12 protein-coding genes are annotated in these 16,880 nt (G+C 57.5%); 4 read left to right on the top strand and 8 right to left on the bottom strand.

The features are described from left to right. Together RPE78_RS11630 and RPE78_RS11625 are read left to right on the top strand one after the other, a co-directional pair. On the top strand, positions 1-432 hold the full coding sequence (locus tag RPE78_RS11630) for an iron-sulfur cluster assembly scaffold protein (RefSeq protein ID WP_406720636.1): 432 nt from the start codon (positions 1-3) through the stop codon (positions 430-432). Between the two features lie 52 nt (positions 433-484). Beyond that, positions 485-1,891, top strand: a complete 1,407-nt coding sequence (locus RPE78_RS11625; protein ID WP_406720635.1) for a methyl-accepting chemotaxis protein — start codon at positions 485-487, stop codon at positions 1,889-1,891. A gap of 452 nt (positions 1,892-2,343) precedes the next feature. Here the strand turns inward: RPE78_RS11625 and recG are convergent, their stop codons facing one another. From recG to RPE78_RS11605, 4 genes are all read right to left on the bottom strand, one after another. Next, positions 2,344-4,434: an ATP-dependent DNA helicase RecG gene (gene recG / locus RPE78_RS11620; protein ID WP_406720634.1), complete on the bottom strand. Its 2,091-nt coding sequence runs from the start codon at positions 4,432-4,434 to the stop codon at positions 2,344-2,346. Further along, positions 4,434-6,557 carry an NAD-dependent DNA ligase LigA gene (ligA, locus tag RPE78_RS11615; RefSeq protein WP_406720633.1) on the bottom strand — a complete coding sequence of 708 codons (2,124 nt, stop codon included), beginning with the start codon at positions 6,555-6,557 and terminating at the stop codon, positions 4,434-4,436. Before ligA ends, recG begins: the two co-directional genes overlap by 1 nt. Positions 6,558-6,762: 205 nt before the next feature. Next, positions 6,763-7,470: a response regulator transcription factor CtrA gene (ctrA, locus tag RPE78_RS11610; RefSeq protein WP_339107107.1), complete on the bottom strand. Its 708-nt coding sequence runs from the start codon at positions 7,468-7,470 to the stop codon at positions 6,763-6,765. 95 nt (positions 7,471-7,565) lie between these two features. Further along, positions 7,566-7,844 (bottom strand): DUF1153 domain-containing protein, encoded by a 279-nt coding sequence (locus RPE78_RS11605; protein WP_339107106.1) that lies wholly within the window; start codon positions 7,842-7,844, stop codon positions 7,566-7,568. Between the two features lie 126 nt (positions 7,845-7,970). Here RPE78_RS11605 and mnmA point away from each other — a divergent pair, with 126 nt between their 5' ends. Next, positions 7,971-9,110 (top strand): tRNA 2-thiouridine(34) synthase MnmA, encoded by a 1,140-nt coding sequence (gene mnmA / locus RPE78_RS11600; protein WP_339107105.1) that lies wholly within the window; start codon positions 7,971-7,973, stop codon positions 9,108-9,110. 98 nt (positions 9,111-9,208) lie between these two features. After that, on the top strand, positions 9,209-10,615 hold the full coding sequence (locus tag RPE78_RS11595; protein WP_406720632.1) for an MFS transporter: 1,407 nt from the start codon (positions 9,209-9,211) through the stop codon (positions 10,613-10,615). Positions 10,616-10,632: 17 nt separating this feature from the next. Here RPE78_RS11595 and RPE78_RS11590 read toward each other — a convergent pair whose 3' ends face one another. From RPE78_RS11590 to RPE78_RS11575, 4 genes are all read right to left on the bottom strand, one after another. Next, on the bottom strand, positions 10,633-11,982 hold the full coding sequence (locus tag RPE78_RS11590; protein WP_406720631.1) for an ATP-binding protein: 1,350 nt from the start codon (positions 11,980-11,982) through the stop codon (positions 10,633-10,635). A 16-nt stretch (positions 11,983-11,998) separates the two neighbouring features. After that, complete coding sequence (locus RPE78_RS11585; RefSeq protein ID WP_339107102.1) at positions 11,999-12,511, bottom strand: chemotaxis protein CheD; 513 nt, start codon at positions 12,509-12,511, stop codon at positions 11,999-12,001. Further along, positions 12,508-13,554: a chemotaxis response regulator protein-glutamate methylesterase gene (locus tag RPE78_RS11580; RefSeq protein ID WP_406720630.1), complete on the bottom strand. Its 1,047-nt coding sequence runs from the start codon at positions 13,552-13,554 to the stop codon at positions 12,508-12,510. Before RPE78_RS11580 ends, RPE78_RS11585 begins: the two co-directional genes overlap by 4 nt. Before the next feature lie 76 nt (positions 13,555-13,630). Beyond that, a complete protein-coding gene (locus RPE78_RS11575; protein WP_406720629.1) occupies positions 13,631-16,768 on the bottom strand; it encodes a methyl-accepting chemotaxis protein in 3,138 nt (1,045 codons plus the stop codon). Positions 16,769-16,880: the final 112 nt, after the last annotated feature.

Raw genomic sequence — 16,880 nt, 5'->3', positions numbered from 1 at the left:
ATGAGCGACGGCGATCTGTTCCGGCTTTATTCGCAACGCATTCTGGCGCTGGCGGCGGATATTCCGCATAGCGACCCCCTGCCCGCACCCGATGCCACGGCCAAAAAACGCGCGCCGCTTTGCGGCTCGACCGTCGAGGTGGCGCTGACTGTCGAAAACGGGCGCATCACCGGCTATAGCCAGACCGTGCGTGCCTGCGCGCTGGGGCAGGCCTCGGCTGCGATTTTCGGGCATAATATCATCGGTCGGTCGCGCGAGGAGGTGCAGGCGCTGCGCGATGCACTGGCGCGGATGCTGGCGGGCCAAGGCCCCGTCCCCACGGCCCCTTTTGCGGAATACGAGATCCTGCAGGCCGCACAGGACTATCCCAATCGCCACGGATCTATCCTGCTGGCACCGGATGCGACCCTGCTGGCTTTCGACCAGATTTAACGGGATGTAAAACCTTCCATGCGAGCCTCCCAAAGTCTGAGGTGGAGGCTGCATGAACGATCTTTCTTTTCATCCCGGGGCCGGGACTAATGGAACCGGACTGGACCAGATCGCCAAACAGGCGATCACATTAGGTCGCGAAATCGTCGAAATTGCAGCCGCTCTGGATCTTCTGGCCCAGAACGCGACGGAACAGATGGGCCATCTGACCCATGCCGATCGTGCCGCAACCATTATCCAGAGTGCGAATGAACGGGTCATCACCGGCATCGAGGCCGTGGCCGGCGCCGCGCAGCGCACGCAGGATCATGTGGCCGAAACCACCACCCAGATGCGCGAAACGGCCCAGCATGCGCAGAAGATCGCCAGCTGGGTCACATCGGTCGCGCAGCGCATGTCGGATGTCGGCAAGACCCTGGCGCAGGTGCAATCGGAAAACAGCGAGATCCGGCAGATCGCCTCGCAGGTCAATATTCTGGCCATCAACGCCAAGATCGAGGCGGTACGGGCGGGAGATGCGGGGCGCGGCTTTGCGGTGGTCGCCGAGGCCATTAACGAGCTGTCGCGCAAAACGGCAAATGCGGCGGGCGGGATCAGTCAGGCCATTGAAGGTCTGGACAGCGGCATCCAGACCTTGCGCAAAGAGGCCGAGAACATCACGGATAACGCATCCCGCGTGCTTAGTGGCACCGTTGAAACGGATCAGGCCATGTCGCGCATGACGGCCTCTGTTGACGAGACCCGTCAAGCCGTGGGCGAGATTGCGCAGCGGGCGAATGAAGTGCGCGAAGCCAATAGCCGTTTCGCACCGGCTTTCGGGGCGATGACGCAGGCGATGAAGCAGACCGGAACACAGGTTACGCAGGCGCAAAAACGCACAACCGCCCTAATCACCGTCGGCGAGACCATCGTGCAAAACTCTGTCCAGCTTGGCGGCGCGCTGGAGGATGCGGCCCTTATCGACTTCGTGCAGCAGGAAGCCGCCAAGATCAGCGAGATTTTCACGCAGGCAGTTGCTTCGGGGCAGATCGAAACTGCGGCTCTTTTTGACCGGCGCTACGAACCGATCGAGGGCACGAACCCGCAACAGGTCATGGCGCGATTTACGCTATTTACCGATAAGGTTCTGCCCCCCATTCAGGAAGCGGCATTGGAGCTGGACGGCAAGATCGTGTTCTGCGCAGCGGTGGATGAAAACGGATATCTGCCCACGCATAACAGAAAGTTCTCGAAACCGCAGGGAGCCGATCCTGCATGGAATACCGCAAACTGCCGCAATCGGCGGATTTTCGATGATCGGGTCGGGTTGCGTGCAGGCCGCTCGACCGCGCCTTTTGTCCTGCAGATCTATCGTCGCGACATGGGAGACGGGCATTTCGTTCTGATGAAAGACCTCTCGGCCCCTATCACCGTGAACGGACGGCACTGGGGCGGGTTGCGCATTGCCTATGCCTTCTGATCGAAAAACCTATATGGCCCTGCCTTTCCGGAGGGAACGGATCGTTCCAATGCATGCCAAGCCGATGATGAGGGCCTGAAACGGCGCTCCACAGCATCCTCGAAACGGACCTTGAATGAAAAAACCGCCATCCCGAGGATGGCGGCGAGTAAGGCACTTTCTACGCGCCCGGTGTGATCAAGAGGCTCGTCCGGGCAGGACGATGGGCGCGCGCCGCGGGGACAGTGCGGCGCAGTGCGAGGCAGACCGGGCTTTAAAAAAGCCCCGGCAAACACAGAAGCCCCAAGCAGGTTACACAGATCGACGCGGCGCCAAGCACGTCGGACAAAAGGCTATCGCCTTCGATAACCGTTCCAATTTTTCGCAACATCGATGTAACCTCCTTGCTTCTGTTGCTCTTTTGTTCCCATTAAAAAGAGAACAAGTAAAGAACATTTTTACCGAGCTTAGGGTTACCCAACGGAAATCAGTTTGATTGCGCGATCCTGCTCCATCAACCAAAGCAGCGTTCTGGCTGCGCGTCCCCTCTCGCTTTCAAGCTTGGGGTCCCCTTCCAGAAGCGCGCGCGCATCGGTTTGCGCGGTCGCCATCAACCCCGCCTGACGTTCCAGATCGGCCACGCGAAACCGTGGAAGCCCCGATTGCGCGGTGCCGATCATATCGCCCGCACCACGCAACGCGAGATCTTCCTCGGCAATCCGGAAGCCATCCTCGCTATCGCGCAACACCTTCAGTCGCCGCTCGCCGGTCTCTGTCAGGGGCGCGCGATACATCAGAAGACAGGTTGAGGCCGCAGCCCCGCGCCCGACCCGTCCGCGCAACTGGTGCAATTGCGCAAGCCCGAAACTCTCGGCGCGCTCGATCACCATGATCGAGGCATTGGGCACATTGACCCCCACCTCGATCACAGTGGTCGCCACCAGAACACGTTTCGTCCCCGATAGAAATTCTGCCATCGCCGCGTCCTTTTCGGACGGAGACATCTGCCCGTGCACCAAGGTTACCACCTCATCCCCCAAGGCCGCCCGCAGATGTTTGAACCGTTCTTCAGCCGATTGCAGATCCGATTTCTCGCTTTCTTCGACCAACGGGCATACCCAATAGGCCTGACGCCCCTCGTCTACCGCACGCGTCAGATGCGCGACGACCTCTGCCAGACGCTCATCCGCGATCAACGCGGTCTTGACCGGCGTCCGGCCAGGGGGCTTTTCGTCCAGAACCGAAACATCCATATCGCCATATTGGGTCAGTGCCAAAGAGCGCGGGATCGGCGTCGCCGTCATGACCAAAATATCGACCGCCTGCCCCTTAGCCCCCAATTCCATCCGCTGCGCCACGCCAAAGCGATGCTGCTCGTCTATGACCACAAAGCGAAGGTCATGAAAATGCACATCTTTCTGGAAAACGGCATGGGTACCGAGCAAGATATCAATGCGCCCTGCGGCAAGATCTTCCAGCTTGGCCGCACGATCCGCACCCTTATCGCGCCCCGTCAAAAGCTCGACCCGCACCCCCGCATCGCGGGCAAGAGGCGCAATCCCCTCCATATGCTGGCGCGCCAGAATCTCGGTCGGGGCCATCATAACGGATTGGCCTCCCGCCTCGACCGCTGTGACCAAGGCCAGCAATGCCACCAGCGTTTTCCCCGCCCCGACATCCCCCTGAAGCAAACGGTTCATGCGGCGATCAGAGGCCATATCGCCCCGAATTTCGGCAACCGCACGGGTCTGCGCGCCAGTTGGCGCATAGGGCAGATTTTGCAAAATGCGCGCGGAGAAACGGCCATCACCGCGCGTCACCCGCCCCGGTTTGCGTTTGGCGTTACGTCGCGCCAAAGCCAAGGTCAGCTGATGCGCGAACAACTCGTCATACGCCAGCCGCATACGCGCCGGCGACTGCGGCATACAGTGCGCAAGATCTTCCGGATGATGCGCCGCCTGCATGGCCACGTGCCAATCCGGCCAATCTTCACGCTTTTTCAGGTTGGGATCGATCCATTCGGGAAGCTCGGGCAACAAGGCCAGCGCTCCTTCGGCGGCCTTGCCCATGACCTTCTGCGTGATCCCCGCAGAGAGAGCGTAAATCGGCTCGAAGCGCGGAATCTCTTCAAGTTGCTCAGGCAGAAGGATAAAATCCGGATGTACGATTTGCGCGCGGCCCTCGTAGATTTCGACCTTCCCCGAAACGATCCGCCGCTCGCCCAAAGGAAGCTGCTTCTGGAACCATTGGTCATTGCCCCGAAAAAAGACCAGCGTGATCTCGGCCTGCGCATCTTCAACGATCACCCGCGAAGGTGCCCCCGCCCGCGCGGCCTTCACATGGCGCAGAACCGTTACCTCGGTCGTCACGACCTGCCCGTGCGGCACCCCCGCCACCGTGGGCACCGGACGGCGATCGACCAGGCTGTAAGGCAGAGTGAGCAGCAGATCACGCGGCTTTTCGAGGCCAGCCTGTGTCAATGTCTGTGCCAGCTTCGGGCCGATACCGGGCAAGCTTTCAAGCTTACCGAATAGCGGGAAAAGACTCTCGGGCCGACCTGCCATCAGCCTTGCCCGGCCATAACCAGCCACGCATCCTCATCAATCACCCGCACACCAAGATCTGCCGCTTTGGTTGCCTTGGATCCGGCCCCCGGACCGGCCACAAGGATATCGGTCTTCTTCGACACGGACCCCGCCACTTTTGCCCCCAGCGCCTCGGCCCGCGCCTTGGCTTCCGAACGTGTCATCTTTTCAAGCGTTCCGGTAAATACGATCGTCAACCCTGCGATTTCGCTATCATTTTTCGGCTTTTCGGCCTCTTGCACCCGAAGCTGCGCGATCAGACGGTCAATCGACCCGCGCTCGGCTTCCTGATGGAAGGTGCTCACCAGACTTTCGGCAAGAACCTTGCCAACACCGTCAATGCCAAGCAGATCCTCCCAGGCTGCATTGCCTTTCGGATCGGCCTGCGTCATTGCGGCTTCGAAAGACGGCCATGTGCCATAATGGCGCGCCAGCAACGTCGCGGTCTGTTCTCCCACATGACGGATCCCCAAAGCAAAGATCACACGCGCAAGCGCGATATCACGCCGCTGGTCAATCGCGTCAAACAGTTTGAGCGCGGATTTCTCCCCCCAACCATCGCGATTTTTCAATTGCCGCACCTGACCCGGCCCATATCTGTCCCGCAGAGTGAAAATGTCGACAGGTTCCCTGACCCAGCCATCTTCATAAAACGCCTCAACCTGTTTGGCGCCAAGCCCGTCAATATCGAACGCAGCGCGCGAGACAAAATGCTTGAGCTTTTCAACTTGCTGCGCCGGACAGATCAATCCGCCGGTGCACCGACGCACCGCATCCCCTTCCTCGCGAATGGCGTCCGAACCACATTCAGGGCATTTCGAAGGAAATTCATAGGGTTGCAGACCTTCCGCGCGACGCGCAAGATCCACATCCGCAATTTTCGGGATCACATCGCCTGCGCGATAAACCTGCACCCAATCCCCCTCGCGGATGTCGCGCCCGCCACGGATCTCTTCGCCTTTCGAATCGCGCCCTGCAATATAGTCTTCGTTATGCAAGGTCGCGTTGGAGACAACCACACCTCCAACCGTGACCGGTGTCAGACGCGCCACGGGACTGAGTGCACCAGTCCGCCCCACCTGAATCTCGATCTTCTCAAGTTGGGTCCATGCCAGTTCGGCAGGGAATTTATGTGCGATCGCCCAACGCGGCGTTGTCGAACGAAAGCCTAGCCGAGCCTGCAACGCAAGGTCGTTGACCTTATAGACGACACCGTCAATATCATAGCCGAGCATCGCCCGATCTGCTTCGATCGCATGATACTGGGCAATCATCTGCGCCGATCCGGAACAGGTCTTGGTCAGCGGATTCGTCGAAAAACCAAGTTCGGCCAAACGCTTGATCGCTCCGCTTTGGGTATCTGCAAGAGGAGCCGACAGCACCCCCCAAGCATAGGCAAAAAACTTCAATGGTCTGCGTGCGGTGACCCGCGGATCCAGCTGGCGCAACGACCCTGCGGCGGCATTCCGCGGATTGGCAAAACGTTTCTCGCCCCGTTCATCTTGCGAGATATTGAGCGCCGCAAAATCGTCATGCGCCATATACACCTCGCCGCGCACCTCAAGGAGATCCGGCGCATCTTTCAAATGCTGCGGAATATCGGGAATCGTCCGCGCATTTTCTGTAACGTTTTCACCCGTTTCCCCATCGCCACGCGTTGCAGCGTAAACAAGCACACCTTTTTCATAACGCAACGAAAGCGATAGCCCGTCAATTTTTGGCTCTGCGGTAAAAGACAAGGGCGTATCCGCTGCCAATCCGAGATATTTCCGGATGCCACGGACAAAATCCTCGACATCTTCATCCTCGAAGGCATTGCCCAAGCTCATCATCCGTTGTTCATGCCGGACCTTCGCAAACCCTTCCGCCGGGGCCGCGCCTACTTTCTGGGACGGGCTGTCGCCACGTTGCAGATCCGGGAATTGCGCCTCCAATGCAAGAAGGCGGCGTTTAAACGCATCATATTCGGCGTCAGAAATCTCCGGCGCATCCTGCGTGTGATACGCCGTATTCGCCCGTTCAAGCCGCACCGATAGGTCCGCAATCTCGCGTGCCGCCGTATCTTTTGTCATATCACCGGGGGGAATGGCGGAAGAATTCATGGCGGGCTCTCTATCTTGCTACATCGCGCGCGTCACAAATATGGCCTTCTCCGCCGCACGTCCAGCCACAGCACCCAAACAGCCGTGAAATACACAGATACGAACTTCATGTTACAGATTAAAAAATGCCGCTAACAAAATGAAAAAGCCGCATTTTCATGCGGCTTCTCAGATCAAACAAGGAATACGCGACACTGAGTCGATTTTAGACGGCGACGCGGCGCTCCATCTCGCCCGGATCGGGATCGCGCAACACATAGCCACGGCCCCAGACGGTCTCGATGTAATTCTCCCCGCCAGTTGCATCCGCCAACTTCTTACGAAGCTTACAGATGAAAACGTCGATAATCTTCAATTCCGGCTCGTCCATGCCACCGTAGAGATGGTTCAGGAACATCTCTTTGGTCAGCGTCGTCCCCTTACGAAGACTCAGAAGTTCGAGCATCTGATACTCTTTGCCAGTCAGATGGACCGGCTTATTCTCGACCTCCACGGTTTTGGCGTCGAGATTGACAGAGACCTTACCCGTGCGGATCACCGATTGCGAATGCCCTTTCGAGCGACGGATGATCGCATGGATGCGGGCGACCAACTCTTCGCGATGGAAGGGTTTGGTCATGTAGTCATCCGCACCGAACCCGAACCCCTTGATCTTGTTCTCGGTATCATCAGCACCGGTCAGGATCAGGATCGGGGTATCGACCTTCGACATGCGCAACTGCCGCAGAACCTCATGCCCGTTCATATCGGGCAGATTCAGGTCAAGCAGGATCAGGTCGTAGTCATACAGCTTGGCGAGATCGATCCCTTCTTCACCAAGATCAGTGCAATAGACGTTGAGATTGGCATGAGTCAGCATCAACTCAATGCTTCGCGACGTCGTGGGATCGTCCTCCACCAACAAAATCCGCATATTCGGTTCTCCGCATTAATTCCTTGGTTATTGGAACCCTCGCACCAAATGGTTAACACACTATTACCCTAGAACGTTAATTTATTCAATTCCTCCTAGGGTTGTCTGAATTTCTGGATAGCAGTCACCTTCAACCCCGCCAGACCGTGTTTTTGCACGGCATGGGTCCAGATATCGAGTTCCTCATCGGACAGATCGTAGCGCTCCAACACTTCACTGCGCGTGATCAGACCATGAGAGACCGCATTAACAATAATAGCCTTACGCGACGCCACCCAACGGCGCGTTTCGGCAGGTGGCAGGTCCGCACGGGTCAAAATCGTACCATCAGGCAGTGTGATAGACCGCGGACCATCGACTTTTTTCAGATACATGGGCACACCCCTTCACTTCGATGCTCTAGAATGTGACGGATGGGTCTTAACGACGGGTGAAACTAACCCTTGAGAATAGGTAGGATTTTCCTATATTTCTGCGGACCTGGTTAAGGGACGTTTTCCATGAGCAAGGATATGCCACTCAATTCGCTTGGTTTTGCCAAGCGCCCCGAAGACACGCGAGTCGTTGTCGCCATGTCTGGCGGCGTCGATAGCTCTGTCGTGGCCGCGGAATTGGCACAACAGGGCTATGATGTCGTGGGGGTGACGTTGCAGCTATACGATCACGGGGCCGCGCTTGCCAAAAAGGGCGCCTGCTGTGCCGGACGTGATATCCATGACGCGCGGCGCGTGGCGGAAACGATGGGGTTCCCGCATTATGTGCTTGATTATGAAAACATCTTCCAAGAAGCGGTGATCGACGAATTTGCCGATGCCTATCTTGGCGGAGCAACCCCTGTCCCCTGTATCCGTTGTAACGAACGCGTCAAATTCAAGGATCTTCTGGAAACCGCGAAGGATCTGGATGCCGATTGTATGGCGACGGGGCATTATATCCAGCGCAAAATGGGGCCGAATGGTCCCGAGTTGCATTCGGCAGCCGATTCGAATCGTGACCAGAGTTACTTCCTGTTCTCGACCACACCCGAACAGCTTTCTTTCCTGCGATTCCCGCTTGGACATTTGCATTCCAAGGCCGAAACCCGTGCTTTGGCTGCAAAACACGGCCTGCCGGTTGCCGACAAGCCCGACAGTCAGGACATTTGCTTCGTTCCGAACGGCAATTATGCCAGTGTAATCGAAAAACTGCGTCCGGGTGCCGCCGATCCGGGCGAGATTGTCGATATGGACGGCAATATTCTGGGCGAACATCGCGGCGTGATCCATTACACGATCGGCCAGCGACGCGGTCTTGGAATTGGTGGCATGGCCGACCCGCTCTACGTGGTCAAACTCGACCCCGATCATCGCCGTGTGATCGTGGGACCGAAAGAGGCCTTGGCCACCCGCACGATTCCGGTGCGCGAGATCAACTGGCTCGGCGACGAGCCCTTCACGTCGCGCAAGGAATGGCATGTTTCGGTCAAGGTCCGTTCGACCCGTCCACCGCGTGCTGCCATCATTCGCCCGATTTCAGCGACCGAAGCGGAGGTCGAGCTGATCGTACCGGAAGAAGGCGTCTCGCCCGGTCAGGCCTGCGTCTTCTACTCCAATGATGACAGCCGGATCTTCGGCGGCGGTTGGATCTGGAAGGGCCGGTAACGGGGCCCAAAATCGTCAAAGCACACCCTCCTGTGCAGCCCTGTCATGGACAGGAGGGGTTCGGGCGCTAGGATCGCGATGTTGACGAAAGCCCGATCATGCAAAAACTCCGCGAAAACATTCTCCCCCTGACCATTGCCTTCGCTCTTCTAATGGAGCTGATCGACGCGACAGTGCTCTCGACCGCCCTTCCGGTGATGGCGCGGGACCTCGATGTTGCGGTGCTATCGCTGAAAATGGCGATGACCACCTATCTCATTGCCTTTGCAGCATTGGTGCCGATTTCAGGCTGGATCGCCGATAAGTTCGGAGCGCGCCGCACCTTCATCCTTGCCATGCTTCTGTTCATCGGCGCCTCCGCACTCTGCGCAGATCAATCCACCTTACTTGGCCTGGTTCTGGCGCGCGCCTTGCAGGGCGCAGGGGCCGCGATGATGACCCCTGTCGGTCGCCTGATCGTACTGCGCAATACCGACAGGCAGGAACTGGTCAAAGCGATGGTCTATCTGACGGTCCCCGCGCTGATCGGTCCAGCCCTCGGACCGCTGGTTGGCGCGGTAGTAACCCAAACACTTGGCTGGCGCTGGATTTTCCTGATCAACATCCCGCTCGGGTCTTTCGCGCTGGCTCTGGCATTCCGCCACCTGCCGCATGACACCCCCGCCCCCCCGAAGCGGTTCGACATACTGGGTTTTTTTATCTCGGCCATCGGCTTGGGCTCCCTTATGGCAGGACTAAGCGCCTTGGGCGAGCATATCATGCCCATGCCCGTCGCCCTTGGGCTGAGCCTGACCGGTTTGGGTTTAATGGTGGCCTATGCCTTGCGCGCCCGTCACCGCAACGACGCTCTTCTCGACCCGAACCTCTTCCGGCACCGGACGTTCAGCATTGGCATCTGGGGCGGCACGGCCTTCCGCCTGAGCAACGGCGCCATTGCGCTTTTGCTGCCTCTGCTATTCCAGCTTGGCCTGGGAATGTCCATTCTCGCCTCGGGGGCGCTTGCCGGTTTGACCGCCGTCGGCGCACTCTCCATCAGGGGATTTTCCGGCAAGGTTGTCGACCGGTTCGGATTTCGCAGCATGCTGATCCTTGGCACCTGCGTCCGTGCCGCGAGCCTGTTGGGGTTTGGAACCGTCACCAACCCCTATGACTGGTATCTTGTACCATTGCTTTTAATCGGAGGCGTCGCACAAGCACTGACCTTCACCGCGATCAATGCCATTACTTTTGCCGATCTGGATCCGCAAGAAATGAGCCGCGGCTCCTCGCTTGCAGCGGTCGCCCAACAGGTCTCGCTGACTTTGGGGATCGCGCTGGCCGGTGGTGCTTTGGAACTTTCTGCCTTCGCAACCGGTGCCGAAATTAGCAATAGTGCCATACCATTGCACGCCTTTACTCTAGGCTTCGCGATTGTGGCCACCACCGGGCCTTTGGCCATCCTGATTTTCAGCCGATTGAAAACAACCGACGGAGCATCTTTACGTCACCTCAAACGCACTGCATGATCATACGGGCGTCGCGCCTATGCGGCCCGATTGGCAACCAGATTAAGCGGCGCTTCCACTTCTTTCAGATAGACCGAGACATGGGTCCCGGCGGCAGAGCTGCGCAAACTCAACCCCCCGCCAGATTGACGCGCGAATCCCAACACCATCGGCAAGCCAAGCCCTGAACCTTTGCCCACGGGCTTTGTCGTGAAAAACGGCTCCAGCACATGATCCAGCACGGTTTCAGGAATGCCGGTCCCGGTGTCGGCAACGGTTAGCTCCACATAATTTCCCGCAGGCAGAACATAGCCGTCTGCCATCAATTCGGGGCTCTCGAAACATCTATGATCGGCAGAAATCCGGATCCGACCACCCTTCGGCATAGCATCGCGGGCATTCACGATCAGGTTGATCAACGCCGTCATCAATAGGGTCTCATCGACCTTTACCCAGTTACGCCGAGGAGAATTGATCACCTCCAACGAGATGGACGCCGGTATAAGCCGCGCGCCCAGAACCCGCACACGCTCCAGCATGACTTCGATATCGCGCGGCTCCGCTTGCAGGTTGGACTTGCGCGAATAGGCCAGCAGTTGCTGCACCAAAGTTGCAGCACGTTGTGCCGCTTCTCGCGCATTGTGCACCATATCATCCCGCTCGGGGCGATCTTCGGTCAGCTCGTACAGATCGAGATTCCCGATGATCGCAGTGAGGATATTGTTAAAATCATGTGCGACCCCCCCAGCCAACTGGCCGACAGCTTCCATCTTCTGAGCCTGTAAAGTCCGCTCGGATGCTCGCTCTGCGTCAAGGCGCATTTTCCGGCCTTCCAACAAAGCATTCGCAAAATAGACAATCAACGCAGCACAACAGACCAGCATGGCCGATTTGGCACTCAGCGACGGAACCTGCGGCAACACCAGAAACGCAACAGCCCCAAGAATCAGGGTGATCATAACGATTTCGCCATAGATCATCAGTTTCAGACGGTCGCTCCGCCGGATAAGAAACACCATCAGGCATCCCAGCCCTGCCGCCGCACTGATCCGCAAGGCCGTATCCTGCTCAAGCAGCATCAGCGCAGGAAGCCAGCTGAACCAGCCGAGCAAGACCAGAAACAAGATAGAAGCAATCGTTGTGTCTCTGGCCGTGCATACCGGCGCACGACTACGCAAGAAAACGTAATAAAGCGCCTGCAATGCGAAATAGACCGGCATCCATAGTAGAGCAGAGGTCCACTGCAAATAGAAGTGCAGTGTCAAACCACCATTAAACACAGCAAGATATCGCAAAACGAGTTCACTGCGCGAGCCGAACTCCAAACGCATCAGACGATCAATTTCACGCCTGTAATCTATGGAATGTCCGGCTTCACGTGAACTCATAATGGGGCCATTTCGCTCAGAACAGTTCAACATCATTGCTCGGCGGCGGCGGCGGCGGCGTTTCGATCACCTGCGCCTCGCCCAGAAGGCGCTGGCGCGCGCGCCCACCATTCGGCCAGAATTCGACCCGGCGAGCCTGCGTACCACCAAGACTTTGCCCAAGGCATTGAATCCCTTCCCGCCGCAGGAAGTCCAAAACGAAGCTACCATTTTTCGCGCCAACATCAGAAAGCCCTGCGATCATCCGCGCACCGCCAAAAACCTTCGCTTTCAAGGTGGTCCGTTGTCCGCCGTTCTTGATGATCTCGTTGATCAGCAATTCCATCGCATTCACGCCGAAACTGGCGGTAGAGCCAGTCCCTTCCGGCAAAAGAAAATGGTTCATGCCTCCAACACCGCTATGTTCATCATAGAGGCAGGTCGCAACGCAGGAGCCGAGAATTGTCGTGATAGACATGCCCTCGACCCGCCCAACAGCGAACTCGCCCTGAGAGATGTGCTTCGGGCGACCGATCCCCATCATCGTCATGCGAAACGCCCCCCTCTTTCGACGGCGGCCGTTTGTCGCCCGCATTGTGCTAGAACTGTCGACGCAATCCGCCCCAAGGGAACAGCCTTTTCTGCCGCACCATTTTCAACCGCAGCGCGCGGCATGCCATAGACCACGCTCGTTGCGGAATCCTGCGCAAAGCACCGTGCACCAGCCTGCCGCAGGCGCAGCATCGCGTCCGCACCATCGCGCCCCATGCCGGTCAGCATGACAGAAACGACCTTTGAGGCCATAGGCACAGCTGAATCGAACAGAACCTCGACCGAAGGACGATGACCATTCCGTTTCTCGCTTGCCTCAAGCTGGCAACGGGCCGGTTCACCGGGTTTTACCGCAAGATGATACTCCCCTCCTGGCGCAAGATAGACATTGCCCTGTGTCAAAGGCAGGCCATCTCGGGCCAAGCCCATATTCGGCGCGATACATCCCTGCAAACGACGGGCAAAACTTGCCAGAAAACTTTCCGGCATATGCTGCGTAATCAGGGTCGGTGGACAATTCGCAGGGAAACCCGACAGAACCGTTTCCAGAGCATCGACGCCGCCCGTCGACGAACCGATCAAGATGACCTTACCGTTCCAAGTAAATCCACTTGCAGGTTCGACTTTTTTGCGCGGGCCAGAACGCAGGCGCGCGTCTGCGGCCGCGACCAGCAGGTCCGGCAGGATGCCGAAAGCCTCGATAGGGTTGCCGTATTTCGGCTTGCCGATGCAATCGACAGCGCCCAAAGACAGAGCCTCCATCGCCTTTGTCGATCCACGTTGCGTCAGCGTTGATACCATAATGACAGGCATCGGACGCAGACGCATGATCTTCTCAAGAAACTCCAAACCGTTCATACGGGGCATTTCGACATCCAGTGTCAGCACGTCAGGCGCTAGAGCTTTGATCTTTTCTCTAGCGTCATAGGGATCAGAGGCCTCACCCACCACCACCAGACGTGAATCTCCCTGCAGCTGAGCTCGAATCAGCTGTCGAATTGTGGGAGAATCATCGACAATCAAAACACGTTTGGCACTCATTTCTTGCCTTTCTTGCCGTCAAAAAGTGACGTTCTAAGTCTTTTTGAATAGGGTTTGGGCGATCCCCAAACCTGTTTTAAAAGTCTTCCCAATCATCGCTGCTCGGTGCCGGCGGCACCTGACGGGCGAGATTTCCTTCAACCACTGGCACCGAAGCTTTAGGCATAGCGGGCTTAGACGCAGGCTTAGCAGCCGTCCCAGGCGCTCCTGTCGCTTTGGACGCGACAGCCTTGGGTGCAGGCTTGGCTGAAGCCGCCGCCGGTTTTGCGTGATTGTCGATGGAGAAGCGTCGCGTTGTCTCGTTGAGAGCATTCGCACTTTGACTCAGGGATTGGCTTGCCGCCGTCGTTTCCTCAAACATTGCTGCGTTATGTTGAGTCACCTGATCGAGCTGATTGACCGAAGTATTGATCTCGGACAAGCCGGAGGCCTGCTCTTTTGCCGATGTCGCGATACGTCCCACCCGCTCGGCGATATCCGTTACGGAATGAAGGATCGTCTCCAAAGCATTTCCGGCCTGCCCGACCAGCCCGACGCCGCGACTGACCTGATCGGAAGATGCCGTGATCAGACCGTCGATCTCGCGCGCCGCTTCCGAAGATCGTTGCGCAAGCGCCCGCACTTCCGATGCCACCACAGCAAAACCGCGCCCCGCTTCTCCTGCCCGTGCCGCTTCGACACCCGCATTCAAGGCAAGGAGGTTGGTCTGGAAGGCGATATCGTCAATCACACTGATAATCTTGGAAATCTTTTGCGAGCTTTCCGAGATTTCACCCATTGCTTCAACAGCTTGCTGCACAACTTGGCCGGAGCTTTCCGCGTCTTTGCGAGCCTGCATAACGATGCGATCGGCTTCATTGATCCCGTCGGACGCGCTGGCCACAGAAGAAGTCAACTCATCAAGCGCTGCTGCGGTCTCTTCAAGCGTAGCCGCCTGCTGCTCGGTGCGACGGCTCAGATCTTCTGCCGCATTCGAGATTTCGCGCGCTTCGTTATCAATGGCAACCGCATTGTCGATCACGACCCGCATTGCCTCTGCCAGACGGTCGACAGCCGTGTTGAAATCCGCCCGAAGCTCCTCGTATTCATCGCCCAGATGCTCCGCAATCTTAGCCGTGAGATTACCATCGGAGAGCGCACTTAGCCCCACGCGCAAGGTCTCGACAACCTTGGCCTGCCGGCGGGATGTCTCTTGCGTTTGTTCTGCTGCACGCGCGATTTCCTTACGGGACGTCGTTACGTCGCTGCCGATAAAGACAACCTTGACCACATCCCCCATCTCGTCGTGAACCGGTGCGATAATCCCCTCCGAGATCGCTTCGCGCCCGTCGCCCGCAGAAATTTTCCACGTACCGGTCACGGATACACCTTCGCTCATCACCCGTTGCGCAACATCCTCAATCGTGAATTCGCTGTCCACGGTGCTGGTGACATCCACAACGGGACGACCGATAAACTCTTCGGCGGAGATGCCGACAGCCTTACAATAATTCTCGTTCACGCTGCTGATACGACCGTTCAGATCGGCCTCGCCCAGCATCTGTGCGGAATCAAGCGCTTTCAGCATGGCACGCGACATACCGATTTCCGTAATATCGCGCCATTCCACCACATAACCGATGCGCCCCTCGCCCGGCATGACAACTTCGGAGATGCCAAGCGCAAACTGGGCCTGACCGATTTTGAGATTGGCCGAGTAAGGCAGGTTGGCGCTATCGGCAAGGAAATCACGGATACGCTGCGGATTTTTGTGGAACGTATCGATCGAACGGCCAACCATGGTATCTGCTTCGATGGTCTGATCGAGCACCTGGAAATCTTCCAGACGATTTTCGATCAGATGCGTCATCGCGGGATTGACATAGCTGATATTGAAATTCGTATCGGCCATCATCATCGAGGACGATCCGGCATTGAAGGCCGCCCCTTTCAGCGCCACATCCTTCGACGCCGCCTCTGCCGTCGCCAGCGCAATCTGGAAGTCTTCGAGTGCCACAGCCATCCGCCCGACCTCGTCCTTGCGGCGGGTAAAGGGCACGACAAGATCGTAATCCTTAGCCGCCAGCCGATCCATCGTGTCTTTCAGCCGTACCAGCGGCTTAGAAATACTGCGCGCCATAAGGGTGGCCAGCAGGACCAAAGCGACCAGAACGATTGCTCCATGCAGGCTCATCGATTTCGCTAGCGCAATAATCGGCGAGAACAGTTCCTTGTCGGATTGTTCGACGATCAGCGCCGCCGGATGGTTCATGAAACTGATCGGCAGGAACGCAGCAGTCGCATCACTGCCATCCAGTACACCAGCGGCATCCACCGTGCCACTTTCTCCCGCCAGAGCACGCGTGATCGCCGGATTTTCGGGCGCAGCCTGCATGACCGTCGGCACTTGCGACAGGCGCAGATTATTCTGATATTTCATATTCTGGTCAACAAGATAGCTTTGACCGGTCTCCTGCAATCCGCGCCCGTCCGCCAGAATGGCATTCAACCCCGAAAGCGGAATTTCAAATGCAAGCGCACCTTTGGGGTTGCCGGCATGATCCAGGATCGGAGCGGCCATAAAATAGGACAGAACACCCGCATGATCCGTTTCATGGATCGTCGCTTCGGAGATCTGCGGATTTTCGGTGCTGGCCTTCAGCGCCTTTTGCACCAGTTGACCGAGTTTGCTATCGGCAAAGGGGCCCGTCACGAAATTCGTGCCGAAGTCATCCGCCTTCTCGATCGAATACAGGACATCCCCCTCCGCACTAATCAGATAGATGTCGGAAAAGCCCGCACGCTTCGCCTGCTGCAAAATCATCGGATGGTATTTTTCATGGCGCTTCGAATACAAGGATCCGTCCGCCGCCGCAGTCAGCTTCCAGCGATCCTCCGCCCGATAGGCATTGCCCTCGACATAGGCGCTCCGCACCTGATCTGCGGCGCCCTCCCCAAGACGCGTCCACGAATTCTGGAAATCCCGCAGCGTATCGCGCATGAAATCGGATGCGATGCTGTCTTTTACCTCGGTCCGGAAATCGGCTTCCCATTCATTCACACGGTCAGCCTGCACCTGTGCAACATGCATAAGACGTTCCGTCGCGGCCTGTTCCAGCAAATGCCGGGAATCCCGATAGGCGGTCAGGGCCATGACGGAAAGTGCAACCAAAGCAATCGTAAAAAGAATCAGGGGCAACTTTACCCCGATCTTCACATTATCCAGAACTCTCATACAGCAGCCTCCACTCGGACACGACGCGGTGTCCCAACCCAAAGCGGGATTCTGCCCCCGCGTTAGGTCATAAACATGCTGTGAAGTGCTGAAGATTCATTTAAGCCAAAAG

The sequence above is a fragment of the Thioclava litoralis genome (assembly GCF_045278885.1).
Taxonomy (GTDB): domain Bacteria; phylum Pseudomonadota; class Alphaproteobacteria; order Rhodobacterales; family Rhodobacteraceae; genus Thioclava; species Thioclava litoralis.
This window is presented reverse-complemented; position numbering and strand designations above follow the sequence as displayed.